This is a genomic window from Glaciimonas sp. PAMC28666 (genome assembly GCF_016917355.1).
In the GTDB taxonomy this organism is placed as follows: domain Bacteria; phylum Pseudomonadota; class Gammaproteobacteria; order Burkholderiales; family Burkholderiaceae_D; genus Glaciimonas.
Genome location: NZ_CP070304.1, coordinates 2,254,163 through 2,273,647, shown reverse-complemented (window position 1 = coordinate 2,273,647; position 19,485 = coordinate 2,254,163). Strand labels below are relative to the sequence as shown.

Genomic DNA, 19,485 nt, shown 5'->3' with positions numbered 1-19,485 from the left:
CGCCGATCATGCGCGTCGCCTCACCGCTGATTGCAGCGCTGGCGATGCTGCTTACCGGCATCGTCATCTTTACGATACTGGGCAAAGACCCACAGCAAGCATTTTACGTATTTTTTATCAAGCCACTCTCGACTCTGTACGGCGTCGGCGAACTGCTGCTAAAAGCCACGCCCTTGTTGTTATGTGCGCTCGGCCTGGCCCTCGGGTTTCGCGCCAATGTCTGGAACATTGGTGCCGAAGGCCAACTCACCATGGGCGCGATTGCCGGTGGCGGCGTGGCGCTCTGGCTGGGTGACAGCACCGCAATCTGGGGCCTGCCGCTAATGTTTCTGGCTGGCGCGCTTGGCGGCATGGTGTGGGCAGCGATCCCGGCATTTCTGCGGAATCGATTTAACACCAGCGAAATTCTGGTCACGCTGATGCTGGTCTATATCGCCCAGCTATTATTATCGTATCTGGTGCACGGACCATGGCGCGACCCCCAGGGTTTTAACTTCCCACAATCCAAAACCTTCAGCGACGCCCATCTGGTGCCATTGTTGATCGAAGGTGCACGTACCAATTGGGGCTTTATCCTCGGATTATTGTTGGCCGTTGCGTCCTGGTTGTTTTCCAGCAAAACCTATGCCGGTTACCGCATGCAAGTCGCTGGACTGGCACCCGCGGCCGCCGCGTATGCCGGTTTTTCGAATAAACGTAACGTCTGGACCGCCCTGCTCATCAGCGGTGCGACCGCCGGACTAGCCGGGTTGTGTGAAGTGGCAGGCCCCATCGGCCAGTTACAGTCACAGATATCGCCCGGCTACGGCTTCGCCGCCATCATCGTGGCATGGATCGGGCGCTTGCATCCGGTCGGTATCGTGCTTGGCGCGTTACTCATGTCGTTGTTATACCTCGGGGGTGAATCGGCTCAGATGCAAATGGCACTCCCATCGGCGATCACCGGCTTGTTTCAAGGACTACTCCTGTTTTATTTGCTGGCCGCCGATTTGTTCATTACCTTCAGATTAAAAAATGTCCGCGTTGTCCGCAAATCTGCCGCGCTCGTTATCACCAAGGAAGCAGCATGAATCCCGCCAGCCCCATTCTTCCTATCATCACCAGCACCGTAATTGCGGCCACGCCGTTAATTTATGCCGCCATCGGTGAAACCGTCGTTGAAAAAGCAGGCGTTCTGAATCTCGGTATCGAAGGCATGATGCTGGTCGGTGCCGTCGCCGGTTTCGCCGCGGCATTGACCACCGGCAGCGCGACCGCAGGCTTCGTCGCTGCGGCAGCTGCAGGCGTGCTGATGTCGTTAATTTTTGCCTTTTTAACGCTCAGCATGCAAGCCAATCAAGTCGCCACCGGCCTGGCGCTGACGCTATTCGGGATTGGCCTGTCGGCTTTTCTTGGGCATGATTTAGCCGGTACCCCAATTCAAGGCTTGAGAGGCATCACCATTCCAGTGTTATCCGATCTTCCAGTGCTCGGCCAACTATTATTTCGCTACGACATCATGGTTTATCTGTCCTTAGCCTTGTGCGCCGGTGTCTACTGGTTTCTCACCAAAAGTCACGCCGGTCTGAAAATGCGTGCAGTGGGCGAATCGCCTGCCGTAGCGCACGCCATCGGTCATCCTGTCATCCTGATCCGCTATCTGGCAGTCATGTTCGGCGGCGCCACCGCAGGAATTGCCGGTGCTTATCTCTCGATCGTACAAACCCCAATGTGGGTCGAAGGAATGACTGCCGGCAAAGGCTGGATTGCACTCGCACTGGTCGTGTTCGGAACGTGGAAGCCGCTCCGGGTCGTGTTCGGTGCCTATCTGTTCGGTGGCGTCACCGTCCTGCAACTTTACGCGCAAGGCTTCGGTCTGGGCGTGCCGTCCCAAATCCTATCGATGCTGCCTTACGTCGCAACCATCATCGTATTGGTGATAATCTGCCGCGATCCTAAAACCATTTTGCTCAATCAACCGGTATCGCTCGGTCGGAGTTTCCATCCCGATGCTTGAGAAAGTATAGAAAAATCATTCGCTGCATGGTTCATCGGCTTGGTGAGTCATGCGGGGGCATCTCCTCACGTGCGACTACCGCGCGTAGTGACATCAACCCACACTGCCAGAATCAAAATACTGCCTTTAACGATCATCTGCCAGAACGTATCTACATCCAGCATTGACATGCCGTTATCCAGGCTGGCCATTACCAGAGCGCCGATCAATGCGCCGTAAACGGTTCCCGAACCGCCGCGCATGGAGGTGCCCCCAATAAAACATGCCGCGATTGCATCCAGTTCGCCCATGTTACCGGCCGAAGGTGAACCGGCGGCCAGCCGCGCCGTGTTGACCAGACCGGCCAGCGCGCACATCACGCCCATGATGCCGAAAATCCACATCTTTACCGCTTGTACATTCACGCCCGAAAGCCTGGTCGCTTCCATGTTGCTGCCAACGGAATAGATGCGGCGACCAAATACAGTCTGGCTAGTGACGTAACTAAAAATGCCCAACAATGCCAACAACAGCAACACCGGCACCGGGATGCCGTCATAACTATTGAGCGTGCGAACAAAGGCAAATATCACCGCGCCAATTGCCAGCACCCGTATTCCATCGCGCCAGTAGGGAACGGCCGCCAACGCGTGCCGCGCACGATTGCTGCGTTGACGCCAGCTTAAGAACACCGTCAGGGCGAACAACAACAGGCCCAGTATGACGCCGAGCCTAGGCGACAGATAACCTTGGCCTAGATACACCAGATTGGTCGACACCGGTGCGATGGTCATCCCGCCGGTTACCCCGAGCAGCACGCCACGAAAAGCCAACATGCCGCCGAGGCCGACGATGAACGAGGGGATTCTCATGTAGGCAGTCAGATAGCCATTGAACAGCCCCAGCAATAATCCGCATAGCAGCACTATTGCCAGATTTAATGGCAGCGGCAAATGATAAGTCACGTTAAGGACGGCGGCGATACCGCCCAACAAACCCAGCAGCGAGCCGACCGATAAGTCGATCTCCCCGCCGACGATCACCAACACCATTCCGCATGCGAGAATGCCGGTGATGGACATTTGTCGTAACAGGTTCGAAAGATTGCGCGGCGACAAAAAGCCGCCTTCGGTTTTCCAGAAGAAGAACGCCCAAATAATGGCGATTGCCATCAGCAACGCGAGGATCTTGTAGCGGCTAAAAAACTGTTTGATATTAAGTGATCTCACGCGAGTTCCCGATGGATGTGTTACTGCCTGACAGGTTAATTTTACGTGTCATTGCGCGGTCACAGATTGGCCAGGCGCGGCATCCAGTGCAGCAGCCAGTACGATTTCCTGGGTCAGGTCTTTATTCACAAAGTTACCGCGTAGCTTGCCCTCTCCGATCACCAACACGCGGTCCGATACGCCGAGTACTTCAGCCAGTTCCGAGGACACCATACTGATGGACGCACCTTCCTTAACAAGCGCGAACATCAATTTATAGATTTCATACTTTGCCCCGACATCGACGCCACGGGTCGGCTCGTCCAGAATCAGCACGCGCGGTTTGGTCAACAGCATTTTGGCCAGTACCGCTTTCTGCTGATTGCCACCCGACAAACTGGTGATGGGCAGAAAAGGGCTGGCTGTTTTAAGCTGCATTCGGTCGATTTCCTGATGAATGCAGTGCAGCTCCGCTTCGCTATCGATTTTGGTGTATCGGGCAAACTTCTGCAGGACTGCCAACGTGATATTCTGGCCGACGCTGAGATCGGGCACGATGCCATGATGCTTACGATCTTCCGGCACCATGCATAATCCGGCACGTATCGACTTCAACGGCGAACTGGTATCCGCAGGTTTTCCATCCAGCCAGACGTCGCCGTCATGGCGTCCTGCATAAGCGCCAAACAAAGCAGAAACCAACTCGGTGCGGCCTGCACCAACCAAACCCGCGATCCCCAGTATTTCTCCTTTACGCAGGGTAAACGAGATGTCATCGACGCGCTTTCTCGCCGGATTGTTGAGGTCATAACAGTTGATATGGCGCGCCTCAAACACGACGTTACCAATCGCATGCGGTTCCTTTGGATACATATTCCGCATCTCTCGCCCCACCATTTGCGAGATGATGCGCTCAACGCTCAACTCTTTCATCGGCGTGGTGGCAATGTGCTGACCATCGCGAATCACCGAAACGGTATCGCAGATTGCGGCGACTTCGTCGAGCTTATGTGAGATGTATACGCAGGCTACGCCTTTGGCCTTCAGGTCGCGGATAATATCGAGCAGCACGGCGATTTCAGACGCAGTCAGCGACGACGACGGCTCATCGAGAATTAACAGGCGTGTCTTTTTGTTGAGCGCTTTGGCAATTTCGACCAGTTGCTGATGACCGCCGCCAAAATGCATTATCGGCAGCGCGACATTCATCTCGGGCATCTTTAATTCGCGCATCAGTTCACCCGCGCGATGATACATCGCCGGATAATTCATGCGTCCGCCCGGGAGCGTTATTTCATGCCCCATGAAGATATTTTCAGCGACGGATAATTCCGGCACCAGCATCAGTTCCTGGTGAATAATGGTGATCCCGGCTGCTTCGGTGTCCCGGATGGAGAGCGCTTTTAGTGGCAATCCATCCCATAGAATTTCACCGTCCCAGGTTCCGTGCGGATAGACGCCGGACAATACTTTCATGAGAGTCGATTTACCCGCGCCGTTTTCACCGCAGAGGCCCATACACTCTCCGGCTTTGACTTTGATGTCAATCCCATTGAGCGCGCGAACACCGCCAAACTGCTTGACGATGCCCGTCATTTCGAGCAAATAATCAGACATGCGGCTTCTCGTTAAGATTGCATTTGGAGTGTATTAAAATTTATCAATCATAGGATAAACCGCATACCGGACAGAGCGCCAACGGGCAGCAGTAAACCACACTGCACAGTGCCGCCCGATTTTCTACGCCGGGTTACACTTTGATCGATCTAACCCATGCTTATTTTCCGTCTATCTGCGCCTGAGTATAGAAACCATCCTTCACCAGCAAGCCGACATTGGCCTTGGTTAGGGTGGTTGGTTTCAGCAGTACGGTATCGACTTTTTTAAGACCGTTATCGTATTGTGAGTTGTAAGCTGGCTTTTCATTCCGCACTAGCTGCACGGTCAGTTTGGCCGCTTCGGAGGCAATCAGATTAAGTGGTTTGTAGACGGTCATCACCTGCGTTCCCGCCACCACCCGCTTGATCGCCGCCAGATCCGCATCTTGTCCGGACACCGGCACCTTGCCAGCCAACTTTTGCGCGGCGAGTGCCTGAATGGCACCGCCCGCAGTGCCGTCATTAGAGGCCACGATGGCATCAATTTTATTGTTGTTCGCGGTCAGCGCATTCTCGACAATGGTCAATGCTTCGGTTGGACTCCAGTCCTTGACCCATTGCTGGCCGACTATCTTGATGTCACCTTTATCGATGGACGGTTTAAGAATCTTCATCTGACCTTCGCGCAACATCTTGGCGTTATTATCCGTGGGCGATCCGCCCAGCAAGTAGTAGTTGCCTTTCGGTTGCGCCTTCAATACGCCCGCGGCCTGCATCTCGCCGACTTTTTCGTTATCGAATGAGATGTAGGCATCGACGTCGGCATTCAGAATCAGGCGATCATAAGAAATCACTTTGATGCCAGCCTTTTTGGCTTCGGCTACCGCATTGTTTAATACCGTGGCATTGAATGGCACAATCACGATTGCATCCACACCGCGTGAGATCAGATTTTCGATCTGAGAAATCTGGCGCTCTTCGCTGGCATCGGCGGATTGTACATACACTTTTGCTCCCAACTTCGTCGCCGCGGCAGTAAAGAAGTCACGGTCTCGTGCCCAACGCTCAACCCGCAGATCATCAATTGAAAAGCCAATTTTTGGATTCTTCGCGTCGGCAAAGGCTGCGCCGCTGAGGGAGACCAACACGGTCGCCATCAACAATGATTTCAAACGGGGATTCAAGAAAATAGTCATTACTGCGTCTCCTTCGTTGTTATTTTAGATAAAACAGCCAACAAAGCATGCAAACAGACATGCCACTACACTTCAAACTCAGAACACAGATTTCAACTGTTCGTACACAGCGTTGAATTTTTTTCTGCGCGGTATAAAACGATGATGCCGATCAGGGTCCGGCGTATGAATGGCGATCTTTTGCGGGACCGCGCAAATCTCGCTCAGCGTCGCGGTATCGCCATTCAGGTGCGCGACGCCCAGCCGCGCCAGTCGTGCCGCACCGAGCGCCGGGCCGACTTCACCGCCCTGACGTCGGGTTAACGCTTTGTTGCTGATGTCGGACAGCATCTGAACCCAGAATGCGCTCCGGGAGCCGCCGCCGATGAGCGTGATATCGGTCGGGATCAGTCCGGTCGACTCCAGCGCGTCTATGCCGTCGGCCAATCCAAAGCCAACACCTTCCAGCGTGGCATATGCCAGATCGGCAGGCTTGGTGCTGGCGTTCAATCCGAAGAAAACGCCCTGCGCAGACGGATTGTTATGGGGTGTTCGCTCACCATTTAAATAGGGCAGAAATAACGGTGCGCTGCTATCCACGCTGGCGCTAAGGCTGCGGGCTTCGGCCGCGGCGAGCAATGCTGGCACATCAGCATAACCGGTCAGCTGCACCGTGAAGTCGAGGCACGACGCCGCTGACAACATCACCGACATCAAGTGCCAGGTATTCGGTAACGCATGGCAAAAGCTATGCACGGCACGCTCCGGATTGGCATGAAAGCCGTCACTGGCCGCGAAATAAACGCCCGAGGTGCCCAGCGAGAACATCGCCTGACCTGGCTTGACGACACCGACACCGATTGCCCCTGCTGCGTTGTCCCCAGCGCCCGCGACAATCGGAACTTGCTGCATGCCCCAACGCTGCGCCAATTCTGGCTTCAGCGTTCCGGTAACCTGCGTTCCTTCATATAACTTCGGCATGTGCTTACGCGTGAGGCCGGTCGCGTGCAACATTTCGTCACTCCAGTCACGCCGGCCCACATCCAGCCACATCGTACCTGCGGCGTCTGACATATCACTGGCAAAGTCACCACTCAGTTGATAGCGCAGCCAATCCTTTGGCAGCAACACCATCGCCACCTGTTTGAATATTTCCGGCTCAAACTCGGACATCCACAGCAATTTAGGAGCAGTAAAGCCCGGCATCATCAGATTGCCGGTGATGGTGCGCGAAGCCGGAACCCGCCGTTCCAGTTCAATACACGCTTCAAAAGAACGCCCATCGTTCCATAGAATAGCCGGACGCAAAACGTCGCCATTGGCGTCAAGCACCGTGGCACCATGCATTTGCCCGGTCAGGCCAATCGCCTCAATGGATGCGGCCGGAATACCTTCCGTTGCAGCCGCAAGCAGCAACGCCACCACTGCTCGCTCACAGGCGTCCCACCAGTCGGATGGCGTTTGTTCACGCCACAATGGATGCGGTTGGCTGACCGAAAGCGGCATCGTGATACTGCCGCGCAAATTATCCTGGCGGTCCAGTAGAATCGCCTTTACGCCGGAGGTGCCTAGATCAATTCCTATAAACATATGGTCGCTTGTGGTTATCTGGGGTTACGTGGATGGTTCACTTATGAATAGCACGATTCACCAGATTTTCGAGCATTTCCTGCCGCCCACTAACCGCTTGCGGATTGAGGTTGTTGCTGAAGGCATACTCAGCTACCTCGGACAGGCTGAATTTTCCTGCCAACGCATCACGCCCAAACTGGCCGTCCCATCCGGCATAGCGCTCGGCCTTGAATTTGGCCAGCAGATCGTTTTCGATCATACCTGCTGCGCGTTCCAACGAAAGCGCCAACACGTCCATCGCGCCGACGTGACCGTGAAACAGATCAATTTCATCCTGACTCTGACGTCGCACTTTGGAGTCAAAGTTGAAACCGCCGCTGGTGAATCCGCCAGCCTTCAGGATTTCGTAGGTCGCCAGTGTCAACTCTTCGACACTGTTAGGGAACTGATCGGTATCCCAGCCATTTTGCGGATCGCCGCGATTGGCATCAATGCTGCCGAGTATCCCAAGCGAAGCGGCGGTGGCGATTTCGTGCTGAAAACTATGTCCGGCGAGCGTGGCGTGGTTGGCCTCGATGTTGACCTTGATCTCGTTTTCCAGGCCGTATTGCTTCAAGAAACCATACACGGTGGCGCTGTCGTAGTCGTATTGATGCTTGGTCGGTTCCTGGGGTTTCGGCTCAATCAGAATCAAGCCTTTGAAGCCGATCTTGTATTTGTGGTCGACCACCATCCGCATAAAGCATGCCAATTGTTCACGCTCGCGCCTGAGATCGGTGTTGAGCAAGGTTTCATAACCTTCGCGGCCGCCCCATAGAACATAATTGGCACCCCCAAGACGTTGCGTTGCGTTCATTGCGCTGAACACCTGCGCCGCGGCATAGGCAAACATTTCAGGATTAGGATTACTCGCCGCACCGGCAGAGAAACGTGGATTGCTAAAGCAATTTGCCGTCCCCCACAGCAGCCGAATTCCGGTCTCCGCTTGCTTGCGCTCCAGCACATCCACCATCGCCGCCAGATTGTTACGATACTCAGCCAGGCTCGCGCCTTCGGGCGCGACATCCGTGTCGTGGAAAGTGTAATAGTCGATACCAAGTTTGGAGAAGAATTCAAACGCCGCATCGGCTTTTTTGCGCGCCATCACCAATGGGTCACCGCTCTCCTGCCACGCACGGTTGAACGTGCCTGCGCCAAATACATCCGATCCCGGCCATACAAAAGTATGCCAATAGCAGGCCGCCATGCGCAGATGCTCGCGCATCGATTTGCCGAGGATCAGCTTGTCAGCATCGTAGTGACGAAACGCCAGCGGTGAGATGGATTCGGTTCCCTCAAAACGGATGGGTGCGACATTCGGGAAGTAGGACATGGTGTCTCCTGTCAAAATCTGGTGTAAATGCCAATGGTCGCTAAAAACAAACCGTGGTCGCATACTAACAATGAGATCGGCGTCCCAACATTATGAAATTCACCAACGGTGATTCCGATTCTTTCTATTGCAGTTGCACATAAGCATAGTTAACCAGACGCGCTGCCCCATGCTGCGTACAATTTATACTGTTGGCCCAGATTAACGAAACTTATTAAAAAGACATCTATAAAAGATGTATTACGGCGGACGTATTACGGCGCAAGATGTCGCCACGGTATTCAGCGGCCGGCGGTCCGGCGACCCGGTGCCCCCATAGCCCAATGACGATTGTTGCGTTGCCCATCAGGACCTTGTCTATATGAAGAAATTGCCGACCACGCATCGCATTGCCTTGCTGTTCAATGCCAACAAGATCTATGACCGCGGCATTATTACCGGCATCGGTCATTATTTGAGTAGCACGCGTGCTTCGTGGGATCTGTTTTTGGAGGAGGATTTTCGCTGCCGCCTGTCCGGTATAGAACGCTGGCACGGTGACGGCATCATTGCTGACTTTGACGATCCGGCAGTCTGCGAAGCGCTGGCGAACAGCCCGATTCCAGTCGTTGCCGTCGGTGGTTCATATGATGCGGAGACCGATTACCCGCGCGAAATTCCTTACGTTGCAACTGATAATTTCAAGCTCATCAAGCTGGCCTATGACCATCTGATCGAAGCGGGGCTGACGCGCTTTGCCTGTTTCAGTCTGCCGGAGGCCTCGGTCAATCGTTGGGCGCAGGAACGCGAGATGGCGTTTCAACGGCTGATGCAGCGGGATGGCATGGAAGGGGACAAAAGCTTCATCTATCGCGGCCTTAGCACCAGTGCGCCGGTCTGGAACGCTGCAGTCGAACAACTGATCGCCTGGCTGCACAGTTTGCCCAAACCAATTGGTATTATCGCGGTCAGCGATGCCCGCGCCAGACAACTGCTGCAAGCGTGCCTAAGTGCCGGTATCGCGGTCCCGGAACAGGTGGCGTTAATCGGGATAGACGACGATCCGCTCGGACGTTCACTGACGCGCATAGCGCTGAGCTCAGTGATTCAGGGTTCTGAAGAAATGGGGCGAACCGCCGCACATTTGCTGCATCAGATGCTACACGGCGTGCGTCTCACCGGCACCCGCATTCTGGTGCCGCCGGTCGGCATTAACGTGCTGGCATCCAGCCAACACGAGCCGCTGAGCCATCCGCATGTGATGCAGGCGCTGCACTTCATTCGTCAATATGCTTGTCAGGGAATAAAAACCGAACAGGTTGCCGATTATGTCGGCGTATCGCGCTCGTCTCTGGAAACCTACTTTCGCCGTGAGCTGGGCCGCAGCGTACATGATGAAATTCTGCGCTTTAAACTTGACGCGGCGAAGACCATCCTGGAGCACGAATCCCGCAGCATTGCGGACATCGCCGTCACCTGCGGATTCACGTCAGTTCAATACATGCACGCCGTATTCAAACGCGAACTGGGCTGCACGCCGCGCGAATATCAGGAGCGCGCAGCGCACACTTCTGCAACGGCAGCAGATCAAGCCCAGCATGCGACAAAAGAAATCATTAACCCATGACCGCGACAATGAACCAATTTCCAATTACCAGTACCAAAACCGACAGCGGCGAAACGTTGTACACCTTGCAGAATTCGCACGAGATGCGCGTCGTCATCAGCAATCGCGGTGCGGCGATGATCTCGTGGCACGCTCCTGACCGCTATGATCGTATCGCCGATGTCCTGCTCGGCTATCCAGACACGCAAGGGTATGTCACCAATCCAACCTACTTCGGCGGACTGATCGGACGTTGGGGCAACCGGATTGCCGATGGTCACTTTACGCTGGACGGTGCCGACTTTCTGGTCGATCAGAATAACGGCTCGAATCACCTGCACGGTGGCGACGCGGGCTTCCATCTGGCGATGTGGCAGGCCTATCCGGAAGAGGATGGCTTGCGCTTCACGCTCACGTCGGCAGAAGGCGAAGCAGGCTTTCCTGGGAACCTTCAGGTTGAAGTGCGTTATCAACTCGCCGACAATGGAAGTCTGACAATCGACTATCAGGCGATCACGGACGCGCCGACGCCGATCAATCTGACCTCGCATGCCTACTTCAATCTGAACGGCGGATGCAGCGGTATCGGCGATCATTTGCTATCGATCGATGCCGATCATTTCCTGAAAGTCGATCAAAAATTGATCCCGATAGAACGCGCCGAGGTCGCCGGAAGTACGTTTGACTTCCGTCAATCGGCACCTATCGGCCCGCGATTAAGCTGGCCGGACGCGCAGATAGCAATCGCTGGCGGGTTCGATCATTGCTACTGCCTGCATTGGCGCGAGGGGGTGGAAAAAGGCGCATTACGCGACGTCGCCAGCGTCTATGATCCCGGTTCCGGACGCTCGTTAACGGTCGCCACCACGGAAACCGGACTGCAGTTTTATAGCGGAAATTATCTTGGAGGCGTCAAAGGCCGCGGCCCCAAACCGTATGCAGCACATGACGGTTTTTGCCTGGAAGCGCAAGCGTTCCCCAACCAAATCAACGGCCCCGACGCTGAAGCAGTTATATTGCGACCCGGGCAAACCTATCGGCAAACCACGGTGTATCGTCTGCAAGTTCGGGATTGCGCGATGTGAACGTGATGTAGCCGTGATTTGAGCGTGATGCAAGCGTGACGTGAAGCAAAGTTTAAACACCTTTGAAACTTCGGGGAAACATTGTGGTCTTCTCCCGGTGACAGAAAAAGTGAGCGGTCTGATGGCATCGCGGTAGCGATTTTTTTCGCCACCCGGAATGGAATAATTCCCTATTCTTCTTAACATTTTCAATTCTCTGGCAACCCAGGTTCGTGCTGAACCACACCCGGCGCACCAACCTCAGTCTCTGCTAAGTCTTGATGTTTATCCTTACAACATATCTTGGCAAACGGATCGGTTATCCGGATTTTGCTGCGTGATTTTTTTTGAGGTCTCTATGGAAGAATTAAATCAAAAACTTTTTTTGTTGATCAATGCACCGGCCCATCCCGATCCCACGCTCTTGATATTCGCCAAAATATGCGCTGAACAGCTGATTTGGCTCATCCCGATTGCGGTGCTGCTCGGTTGGCTTTGCGGTCCCGAAAAGACCCGCAAAATTATGCTGCAGGCGGCCGTATCGGCTGTCATTGGCATGTTGCTTAGCCAGATAATTGGTATCCTCTGGCAGCACCCCCGACCATTTATGATTGGACTGGGACACAATTATGTACTGCACACTGCAGATTCTTCGTTTCCGAGCGACCATTTGACATTGCTCTGGTCGGTTGCATTCAGCTTTGTTCTCCATCAACGCGTCCGGGTAATTGGCCTTATGTTTGCTCTTATGGGCGTTCCGGTTGCATGGGCGCGGGTTTACGTCGGCGTGCATTTCCCCTTTGATATGTTGGGAGCCGCAGTGGTTGCCGCCATCAGCGCGGGTCTCGGCTTATGGACGGCAAAGTGGTATGTCGGGCAAACGTTTCGTTGCGCAACGGCAATCCATCGCCGCTTGTTTGCGCCTTTCATTCGTCGAGGCTGGCTGATGAAGTAACGCGAGGGCGAACTGTAACTGGCTTATGATGAGGCAACGAATGACACAGCAACTTGCCACGCAGAGACGGATCAGGAGGAAGCATCATGAGGGTATTGCTGGTTGAGGATGATCGCATGATCGGTGAGGCCGTGAAAATGGCCTTGAAAGACGCCAGCTACGCGGTGGACTGGGCGCATGATGGTGCCGCAGCGCTGGTTGCGACCCAAACTGAGGCCTACGACCTGATGCTGCTTGACCTCGGATTGCCGCACCTGGATGGTCTTGAGGTGCTGCGTCAGTTACGACAGCGGGGTGATGCGTTGCCGGTTCTGATTGTCACCGCGCGCGATGCGGTGGAAGATCGGATACATGGACTGGATCTGGGTGCAGACGATTACGTGCTCAAGCCGTTCGAAATGGGTGAGTTACTGGCGCGTATGCGTGCCCTAATACGTCGGCAGGCAGGCAGCGCGACGCCAATGATGAGCAATGGTGTTTTGAGTCTGGACCCAAGTACCCGAGAGGTGACGGTTGACGGGAACGCCACCCGATTATCGGCACGTGAGTTTTCGCTGCTGCATGCGCTGTTGTTGCGCCCGGGGGCGATTTTATCGCGGCAAGAGCTGGAAAACCGCCTTTACGGGTGGAATGAAGAAGTGGAGAGCAACGCCGTCGAATTTTTGATCCATTCGATTCGTAAAAAATTGGGTGCAACATCGATCAAAAATGTCAGGGGGTTGGGATGGATGGTGTCAAAGCAAAACTAAACCGCTCGTTGCAGTTTCGCTTGTCGCTATGGCTATCACTTACGATTTTGGTGATGGCGATACTGGCCGGCGTGTTTTCATTTATCTCGGCATTCCGCGAAGCCAATGATCTGCAGGACGATCAGTTACGCCAGGTTGCCGCACTGGTCGATAGCCGCGGTCTTCCTCTGGTAACGCCCACTCCTGCCAGCGTGGGACCAATAATGGATGAAGAGTCGCGCGTAATCATCCAGACCTTAAGCGATATCCACACGTATTCGCCGATCCCCGCCGGGCAGCTGGCGTTGCCCTATAACCTGCCGGATGGCATGCAAACGGTCAAGGTGCATCATGTCCCGTGGCGCTTATTCGTGCGCAGCATTAGTTCCGGTCAACGGCTGGCGGTTGGTCAGCAAACTGCTGTGCGGGACGAAATTGCGCGTGACGGCGGGCTGAGAACGGTGATGCCACTGATGGTGCTGATCCCCCTGCTGATCGGGCTGGTGAGCCTGATGGTACGGAGGATGTTGTTACCCGTCGCCAGACTTTCCCACGAAGTCGACCAGCGCGATGAGCAGGACATCAGGCCGCTTGACGACCAACACGTACCGGATGAAATACGGCCATTGATCGCGTCGATCAATCGCTTATTGCGGCGGGTCGCTGTGGCGATGGACGTGCAGCGCCGATTTATTGCTGATGCTGCACATGAGTTGCGCTCGCCTTTGACTGCGCTATCACTGCAGGCAGAAAATCTGGCCGCCACCGGTCTTTCGGACAAATCGCAAGCGCGCCTGATCCCTCTGCGGCAAGGCTTAAAACGTGCCAAAACGTTGCTCGAACAGTTGCTCACCATGGCACGATCTCAAAATACGGGTGGCGCACAAGCCACAACCCTGTCGGTTCCGGTCGTGTTGCGGCATGTGATGGAAGATATGCTGCCGCTGGCTGAGGAGAAAAGGATCGACATCGGCGTGGCTGCGGATACAGGCTCGGATGCCGACGTCAACGTTGTATTGTTTGCACCAGAAGTTGATATCGTTGCTCTCCTGCGTAACTTGCTTGAAAACGCCATACGCTACACACCCGTCGGCGGGACCGTCGATGTTCGGGTACGGGCGCAATCTGGCACGCTTTTGATCGAAGTTGAGGATACCGGTCCAGGTATTCCAGAGGCGGAACGCGAACGCGTCTTTGACCCTTTTTACCGCATCCTCGGCAACGATAGCGAAGGTTCGGGGCTGGGGCTTTCGATCGTCAAATCAATCGTCCTGCGACTGCACGGCACCGTCACCTTACAGCATGCACGGACAGTGGCTCCTTTCGGATTAAAAGCGGTTATCCGGCTGCCAATTTGATCCGTGTACTACACCGGAACGTTGTTACGACCTACTTCGCGTCGTAAAAACATGGCACAATCCATCCATCAATCGCCGCTCGGCACGCCCCTTCTTCGGGTATGTTCGGTATTCATTGCACTATCGAGCATCTATCGCCAGCGCGTGCGAAATTTTTAAATGAGCAATTGACCGAAAGGGAGTCCACTTATGATCATATCTACCGAGCTTGAATACGTAGGATTTTGGGCGCGCGTCTGGGCCAGTTTGATCGACACCGTTTTGATGTTAATCGTCATTCTACCGATCATGTTCGCCATCTATGGGCGCGTACAAATGGCATCCGGCGTGACGTTTACAGGTGCCTCGAATATTCTGATTTCTTATGTTCTGCCGGCCGTCGTGGTGATCGCGTTCTGGACCGCAAGACATGCAACGCCGGGGAAAATGGTGATAGGCGCATCCATCGTCGACGCCAAAACCGGTGCCCCACCGAGCCTCAGGCAACATGTGATTCGCTATCTTGGCTATTATCTTTCGACGATTTTCTTTTGTCTTGGTTTTATCTGGGTTGGCCTGGATAGAAGAAAGCAGGGATGGCACGACAAACTGGCGGGCACAGTGGTTGTTCGTAAAAAGAACAAAGGTACGGAGCCAGTGAATTTTGAGGGTTGATATCGCGGGTTGAACTCGAGGGTTAATATCGACCTATAGGCTTGACCGTTGTACGCGCATCCGCGATGTTCGATCACCCGATTTGTTCACACCATTCACGTAGCTAATTCACGCTCCGGGTGCATCCATGTGATGCCGTCGCCCTCAGCCGCAGGTCAATCATTTATGGAAAAATCACAACTATCGCTACCTTTTCACTATCTGGTGACGCCGGAGCTTGATAATAAAAGTGACGTTACAGGTTTTATGGATCAGCTGGAAAGATCACTCGTTGCCGGTATTCGGCTGGTACAGCTGCGTGGAAAAACGCTCAGTCCGGCTTTGTACAAGAAACTGGCGATCGAAGTGCTGGCGTGTTGTCAGCAATATGACGTTCAACTATTGCTGAATGCAGATCCCGAACTTTTAAACGAAGTTGATGCTCAAGGTGTGCATCTGGACGGGATACGCCTTGCGACCTGCCAGCGTCGACCACTCGACTCCAACAGGCTGATCTCGGCCGCTTGTCATACGCTGGAGCAGTTGAAGAAAGCGGAAGCGCTGGGTGTGGATTTCGTGACTTTATCACCCGTATTACCTACCGCGAGTCATCCAGAAGCAGCACCGTTAGGTTGGCAAAATTTCGCCATCCTTGCGGCGCAAACCAAACTTCCCGTTTATGCACTTGGCGGATTGACCCCGCAATTGCTGGATTACGCGCAAACAAACGGTGCCTATGGGATTGCGGGAATTCGCTCACTCTGGGGTGGAGAAATGTCGCTTTCTGGACAGATCCCCCCCCAAGGCTAAAATTTGAATTTCATTTAGTGGATGATTTCATTGATTAGCGCATAGGTAACTAGCCTCAATCGTTATGGTAATGGCCATCATCATGATCACGGTGGTCGTGATGATCATCGCGATGGTCATCATGGCGATCGTCCTGATGACCGTCACGGCGATGGCTTTCTTGCCACTGACGTTCACGCCACTCGCGCGCGCGCATATTCCGTTCACGCCATTCGGATTCGCGGTCGGGTTCGATATATACCGGACGCGGCTGCACATAGACGGGACGCGGTTCGACGTAGACTGGACGCGGTTGAACATACACCGGCTCGGGAGCCACGTACACGCCCGGCACACCGATATTAATACCCACATCCACATGCGCCATAGCGGGACCTGCTGCCAACAAAATTACCGCGCTTGCGATCAGACCTGCTGCAATACCAAGTTGCTTTTTCATACTGTTCTCCTTCGGCTGGGATCATTTGGACACCGATCCGGCTCGCATGTTGCCCTTATTTGCGCGGATATCCAATGATGTCCCACTGTGACCAAAATAATTCTTCAGATATAACGCTGCGGTGCTTTTTTACATAAAAAAATAGAGAATAAAAAAGACAGGACGCGCCTGTCTTTTCATATTTCACCTTAATTACTTAACGGTCGCTGATGCACCAACACCTGCATTCACACCGCCAGCGTTAGCTTTTGCTTTGGTGTTGAGGGAAGTATGGTGCACTTTCTTCGCCGTTGCCGTAGCGTCGCTCTTTGCGCCCGCTACCTTGGTTTTTGCATTTGCATCCGCGGCTACCACTGCGTTCGGCGTTTTAACATCCGGGTTCGCAGATACCGAAGTTGATGTGGCGGCATTGGCGGCTGCTGTCGGCATTGCGGCTTGCGCAAAAGCAGTTGTAGCGAGCAAGCCAGCGATTAAAACAGCGTGTAATTTATTCATTTTGTGTCCCTTGGTTATCTTGATAACCTCAAGTCAATCTCGAGGAGTTACCGATATTAACGAGCTCGCGAAGATAGCGTTGACGCGCATTACAACCCGTTACATCTATTCCTCAAGTGGATGGCCGATTGCCTGGCACCGGATGCAGGGTGGGGAACGAGATACGCAAGCGTGGTGGCAAACTTATGGGCAGATTTTTTTGACTGCCTTTTGGATGGATATGAGCGCACCCATTTTTACTTCAATTGTTCAGCCACATTCGCCTGCACAAAAAACTCCTGCAAAAACTCCACACATACCCGCACCTTGGCTGAATTGCTCAGACGTGAGGGATACACTGCCCAGATATTGGCTTCCTGTCGACAGTTGGGTAATATTCTGACCAGCTGGCCGCTTTGCAAAAAGCCTTCGATATCCCAGATCGAGCGCAGCACAACTCCCCGTCCGTCAATCGCCCACTGCACCGCGATCTCCCCATGATTGGTGGACAACGGGCCGGTCACCTTGACGGTCTGCTCCTCCCCGCCGACCCGCAATTTCCATACGCCGAAAGGATGATCGCGCTCCTTGATGACAAGGCAGTCATGTTGCGCCAGTTCGCTAAGTGCTTGCGGTTGGCCGCGCCGCGCCAGGTATGCCGGAGAGGCGCATAGCACGCGATGATTCGAAGCTAAGCGCCGGGCAAGTAAATGGGGCGCGATCTCGTCTCCGATGCGGACATCGAGATCGAATCCCTCGCTGGCGACGTCAACCAACCGATCAAACACTTCAAAGCGGACGGTCAACAAGGGATAACGCGCAATCAATGCTGAAATGGCCGGACCCATCACGTTGCGGCCAAAGCCGAAACTGCTGCTGATTCGCAAGGCCCCACGCGGGGCCTCGCGCGTGATTGAGACTTCTTGCATCAAATGATCGATGTCGTCCAAAATCCGTTGCGCCCAGTGATAGACACGCTCGCCTTCCTCCGTAATCACAACGCTACGCGTGGTACGCTGAAACAAGCGAGTAGCCAGCTCTTCTTCCAATATCCGGATACGTTTGCTGATATACGCAGGCGAGCTACCCAGCTCATCCGCCGCTGCGGAGAAGCTTGATTTTCGTACGACGGCTATAAATACGCGCAAGTCCTCAGGCGTTGGAAGTTTATTCACGATGTGTGCACAATGCTTTAACTAAAATCGCAATTATAGTATCAAACGGAATGAATATAATAACCGTCTGCGTCACCGACGCTTTAGGAGATAACCCATGAACACCACATACAAAATCGCCGTACTTGCAGGAGATGGCATCGGTAAAGAAGTCATGCCCGAAGGCCTCCGTGTCGTCAACGCTGCTGCAAAACGTTTCGGCATCACTCTCGAACTGACTGAATTCAACTGGGCCAGCTGCGACTATTACGCGGAAACCGGCAACATGATGCCAGCCGACTGGAAGGCCCAGTTGATGGGAATGGATGCGATCTACTTTGGCGCAGTCGGCTGGCCGGACATTGTGCCGGACCACATCTCATTATGGGGTTCGCTGCTAAAATTCCGGCGCGAGTTCGACCAATACATCAACTTGCGCCCGGCCCAGACATTTGCGGGGGTGCCGAGTCCATTGGCGAATCGCGGTGCTGGCGATATCGACATGATGATCGTGCGCGAAAATACCGAAGGTGAATATTCCTCCGTAGGCGGGATTATGTATGAAGGAACGCCGAATGAAATCGTGATGCAGCAAGCGATATTTTCACGTCGTGGCAGTGATCGCGTGCTTAAATTCGCATTCGAACTGGCAAAAAAACGTGCCCGCAAACACGTCACCGTTGCCACCAAAAGTAACGGCATTTCGATCTCCATGCCGTGGTGGGATACCCGCGCGGCCGAGATGGCAAGCCAATATCCGGATATCAGCTGGGACAAGCAACACATCGATATCCTATGCGCACGCTTTGTCCTGCAGCCGCAACGCTTCGACGTAGTGGTGGCGTCCAATTTATTTGGCGACATCCTGTCAGACCTCGGCCCTGCCTGCACCGGCACCATTGGTCTGGCACCATCGGCAAACATGAATCCCGAGCGCAATTTTCCGTCTCTGTTCGAACCGGTCCACGGTTCGGCACCGGATATCTATGGCAAGAATATCGCCAACCCGATTGCCATGATCTGGTCGGGCGCGATGATGCTCGATTTTCTGGGTGGTGGCGGCAGCGACAGCCAAGGTCGCCAGGCGCATGACGCCATCCTGGCGGCGATCAAATCGGCACTGGCAGCGGGGCCGCATACGGCTGATCTGGGCGGTACCGCCTCCACCACAGCGATGGGTGAAGCCATTGCTCGTCTGGTATCGGAAGCTCCCTGATGTAATGGCGTGCCTCGCTTAAAGCGGGCGTACCTCTGTGCTATATTTTGCGACGGTACCGACTGATCGGCGTCGCAGTCGGTCAGAAGCCAACACCACTCTCAACGTGGCGTTGGCTTTTTTTTGTTCCGGTTTAGGCGCTGGTTGCACTTCTCCTGCACTTCAACTT

At 54.2% G+C, this 19,485-nt stretch carries 18 protein-coding genes; 10 read left to right on the top strand and 8 right to left on the bottom strand.

Translation table 11 applies throughout. The annotated features are described in order from the left end of the window. The first annotated feature begins 8 nt into the window (after positions 1-8). Entirely contained in the window at positions 9-1,070 is a 1,062-nt protein-coding gene (locus tag JQN73_RS09660; protein ID WP_205323294.1) for an ABC transporter permease, read from the top strand. Then, positions 1,067-1,996, top strand: coding sequence for an ABC transporter permease (locus tag JQN73_RS09655; protein ID WP_205322835.1), 930 nt, complete (start codon positions 1,067-1,069; stop codon positions 1,994-1,996). The genes JQN73_RS09660 and JQN73_RS09655 overlap by 4 nt, the downstream gene beginning before the upstream one ends. A 65-nt stretch (positions 1,997-2,061) precedes the next feature. Here JQN73_RS09655 and JQN73_RS09650 read toward each other — a convergent pair whose 3' ends face one another. The 5 genes from JQN73_RS09650 to xylA form a co-directional block, all read right to left on the bottom strand. Continuing rightward, positions 2,062-3,147, bottom strand: a complete 1,086-nt coding sequence (locus JQN73_RS09650) for a sugar ABC transporter permease (protein ID WP_205323293.1) — start codon at positions 3,145-3,147, stop codon at positions 2,062-2,064. 105 nt (positions 3,148-3,252) lie between these two features. After that, positions 3,253-4,800: a D-xylose ABC transporter ATP-binding protein gene (gene xylG / locus JQN73_RS09645; protein WP_205322834.1), complete on the bottom strand. Its 1,548-nt coding sequence runs from the start codon at positions 4,798-4,800 to the stop codon at positions 3,253-3,255. A gap of 160 nt (positions 4,801-4,960) precedes the next feature. Further along, complete coding sequence (xylF, locus tag JQN73_RS09640; protein ID WP_240162549.1) at positions 4,961-5,938, bottom strand: D-xylose ABC transporter substrate-binding protein; 978 nt, start codon at positions 5,936-5,938, stop codon at positions 4,961-4,963. Between the two features lie 117 nt (positions 5,939-6,055). Then, positions 6,056-7,546 carry a xylulokinase gene (gene xylB / locus JQN73_RS09635; protein ID WP_205322832.1) on the bottom strand — a complete coding sequence of 497 codons (1,491 nt, stop codon included), beginning with the start codon at positions 7,544-7,546 and terminating at the stop codon, positions 6,056-6,058. Between the two features lie 37 nt (positions 7,547-7,583). Beyond that, positions 7,584-8,900 carry a xylose isomerase gene (gene xylA / locus JQN73_RS09630; RefSeq protein WP_205322831.1) on the bottom strand — a complete coding sequence of 439 codons (1,317 nt, stop codon included), beginning with the start codon at positions 8,898-8,900 and terminating at the stop codon, positions 7,584-7,586. Between the two features lie 361 nt (positions 8,901-9,261). Between xylA and JQN73_RS09625 the strand changes: the two genes are divergently transcribed. From JQN73_RS09625 to JQN73_RS09595, 7 genes are all read left to right on the top strand, one after another. Continuing rightward, positions 9,262-10,506 (top strand): DNA-binding transcriptional regulator, encoded by a 1,245-nt coding sequence (locus tag JQN73_RS09625; protein WP_205322830.1) that lies wholly within the window; start codon positions 9,262-9,264, stop codon positions 10,504-10,506. Between the two features lie 8 nt (positions 10,507-10,514). Further along, positions 10,515-11,570 (top strand): aldose epimerase family protein, encoded by a 1,056-nt coding sequence (locus JQN73_RS09620; RefSeq protein ID WP_205322829.1) that lies wholly within the window; start codon positions 10,515-10,517, stop codon positions 11,568-11,570. A gap of 337 nt (positions 11,571-11,907) precedes the next feature. Next, a complete protein-coding gene (locus JQN73_RS09615; RefSeq protein WP_205322828.1) occupies positions 11,908-12,504 on the top strand; it encodes an undecaprenyl-diphosphatase in 597 nt (198 codons plus the stop codon). Positions 12,505-12,590: 86 nt separating this feature from the next. Continuing rightward, positions 12,591-13,253, top strand: a complete 663-nt coding sequence (locus JQN73_RS09610) for a response regulator transcription factor (RefSeq protein ID WP_205322827.1) — start codon at positions 12,591-12,593, stop codon at positions 13,251-13,253. Next, the gene (locus JQN73_RS09605) at positions 13,229-14,590 is read left to right on the top strand and encodes an ATP-binding protein (RefSeq protein ID WP_205322826.1); all 1,362 of its coding nucleotides are present in this window, start codon (positions 13,229-13,231) and stop codon (positions 14,588-14,590) included. The genes JQN73_RS09610 and JQN73_RS09605 overlap by 25 nt, the downstream gene beginning before the upstream one ends. Positions 14,591-14,779: 189 nt before the next feature. Then, positions 14,780-15,244 (top strand): RDD family protein, encoded by a 465-nt coding sequence (locus tag JQN73_RS09600; RefSeq protein WP_240162490.1) that lies wholly within the window; start codon positions 14,780-14,782, stop codon positions 15,242-15,244. Between the two features lie 165 nt (positions 15,245-15,409). Continuing rightward, a complete protein-coding gene (locus tag JQN73_RS09595) occupies positions 15,410-16,033 on the top strand; it encodes a thiamine phosphate synthase (RefSeq protein ID WP_205322825.1) in 624 nt (207 codons plus the stop codon). A gap of 55 nt (positions 16,034-16,088) precedes the next feature. Here JQN73_RS09595 and JQN73_RS09590 read toward each other — a convergent pair whose 3' ends face one another. The 3 genes from JQN73_RS09590 to JQN73_RS09580 form a co-directional block, all read right to left on the bottom strand. Beyond that, a complete protein-coding gene (locus JQN73_RS09590) occupies positions 16,089-16,472 on the bottom strand; it encodes a hypothetical protein (RefSeq protein WP_205322824.1) in 384 nt (127 codons plus the stop codon). 192 nt (positions 16,473-16,664) lie between these two features. Further along, complete coding sequence (locus JQN73_RS09585) at positions 16,665-16,967, bottom strand: hypothetical protein (RefSeq protein WP_205322823.1); 303 nt, start codon at positions 16,965-16,967, stop codon at positions 16,665-16,667. Positions 16,968-17,203: 236 nt separating this feature from the next. Then, entirely contained in the window at positions 17,204-18,121 is a 918-nt protein-coding gene (locus tag JQN73_RS09580) for a LysR substrate-binding domain-containing protein (protein WP_205322822.1), read from the bottom strand. A gap of 97 nt (positions 18,122-18,218) precedes the next feature. Here JQN73_RS09580 and JQN73_RS09575 point away from each other — a divergent pair, with 97 nt between their 5' ends. Next, on the top strand, positions 18,219-19,316 hold the full coding sequence (locus JQN73_RS09575; protein WP_205322821.1) for a tartrate dehydrogenase: 1,098 nt from the start codon (positions 18,219-18,221) through the stop codon (positions 19,314-19,316). Positions 19,317-19,485 lie beyond the last annotated feature (169 nt).

Excerpts from the sequence above, each read along its gene's own strand:
- JQN73_RS09660 (WP_205323294.1), top strand. The coding sequence starts at position 9 with ATGCGCGTCGCCTCACCGCTGATTGCAGCGCTGGCGATGCTGCTTACC.
- JQN73_RS09655 (WP_205322835.1), top strand. The coding sequence starts at position 1,067 with ATGAATCCCGCCAGCCCCATTCTTCCTATCATCACCAGCACCGTAATT.
- JQN73_RS09650 (WP_205323293.1), bottom strand. The coding sequence starts at position 3,147 with ATGGCAATCGCCATTATTTGGGCGTTCTTCTTCTGGAAAACCGAAGGC.
- xylG (WP_205322834.1), bottom strand. The coding sequence starts at position 4,800 with ATGTCTGATTATTTGCTCGAAATGACGGGCATCGTCAAGCAGTTTGGC.
- xylF (WP_240162549.1), bottom strand. The coding sequence starts at position 5,938 with ATGGCGACCGTGTTGGTCTCCCTCAGCGGCGCAGCCTTTGCCGACGCG.
- xylB (WP_205322832.1), bottom strand. The coding sequence starts at position 7,546 with ATGTTTATAGGAATTGATCTAGGCACCTCCGGCGTAAAGGCGATTCTA.
- xylA (WP_205322831.1), bottom strand. The coding sequence starts at position 8,900 with ATGTCCTACTTCCCGAATGTCGCACCCATCCGTTTTGAGGGAACCGAA.
- JQN73_RS09625 (WP_205322830.1), top strand. The coding sequence starts at position 9,262 with ATGAAGAAATTGCCGACCACGCATCGCATTGCCTTGCTGTTCAATGCC.
- JQN73_RS09620 (WP_205322829.1), top strand. The coding sequence starts at position 10,515 with ATGAACCAATTTCCAATTACCAGTACCAAAACCGACAGCGGCGAAACG.
- JQN73_RS09615 (WP_205322828.1), top strand. The coding sequence starts at position 11,908 with ATGGAAGAATTAAATCAAAAACTTTTTTTGTTGATCAATGCACCGGCC.
- JQN73_RS09610 (WP_205322827.1), top strand. The coding sequence starts at position 12,591 with ATGAGGGTATTGCTGGTTGAGGATGATCGCATGATCGGTGAGGCCGTG.
- JQN73_RS09605 (WP_205322826.1), top strand. The coding sequence starts at position 13,229 with ATGGATGGTGTCAAAGCAAAACTAAACCGCTCGTTGCAGTTTCGCTTG.
- JQN73_RS09600 (WP_240162490.1), top strand. The coding sequence starts at position 14,780 with ATGATCATATCTACCGAGCTTGAATACGTAGGATTTTGGGCGCGCGTC.
- JQN73_RS09595 (WP_205322825.1), top strand. The coding sequence starts at position 15,410 with ATGGAAAAATCACAACTATCGCTACCTTTTCACTATCTGGTGACGCCG.
- JQN73_RS09590 (WP_205322824.1), bottom strand. The coding sequence starts at position 16,472 with ATGAAAAAGCAACTTGGTATTGCAGCAGGTCTGATCGCAAGCGCGGTA.
- JQN73_RS09585 (WP_205322823.1), bottom strand. The coding sequence starts at position 16,967 with ATGAATAAATTACACGCTGTTTTAATCGCTGGCTTGCTCGCTACAACT.
- JQN73_RS09575 (WP_205322821.1), top strand. The coding sequence starts at position 18,219 with ATGAACACCACATACAAAATCGCCGTACTTGCAGGAGATGGCATCGGT.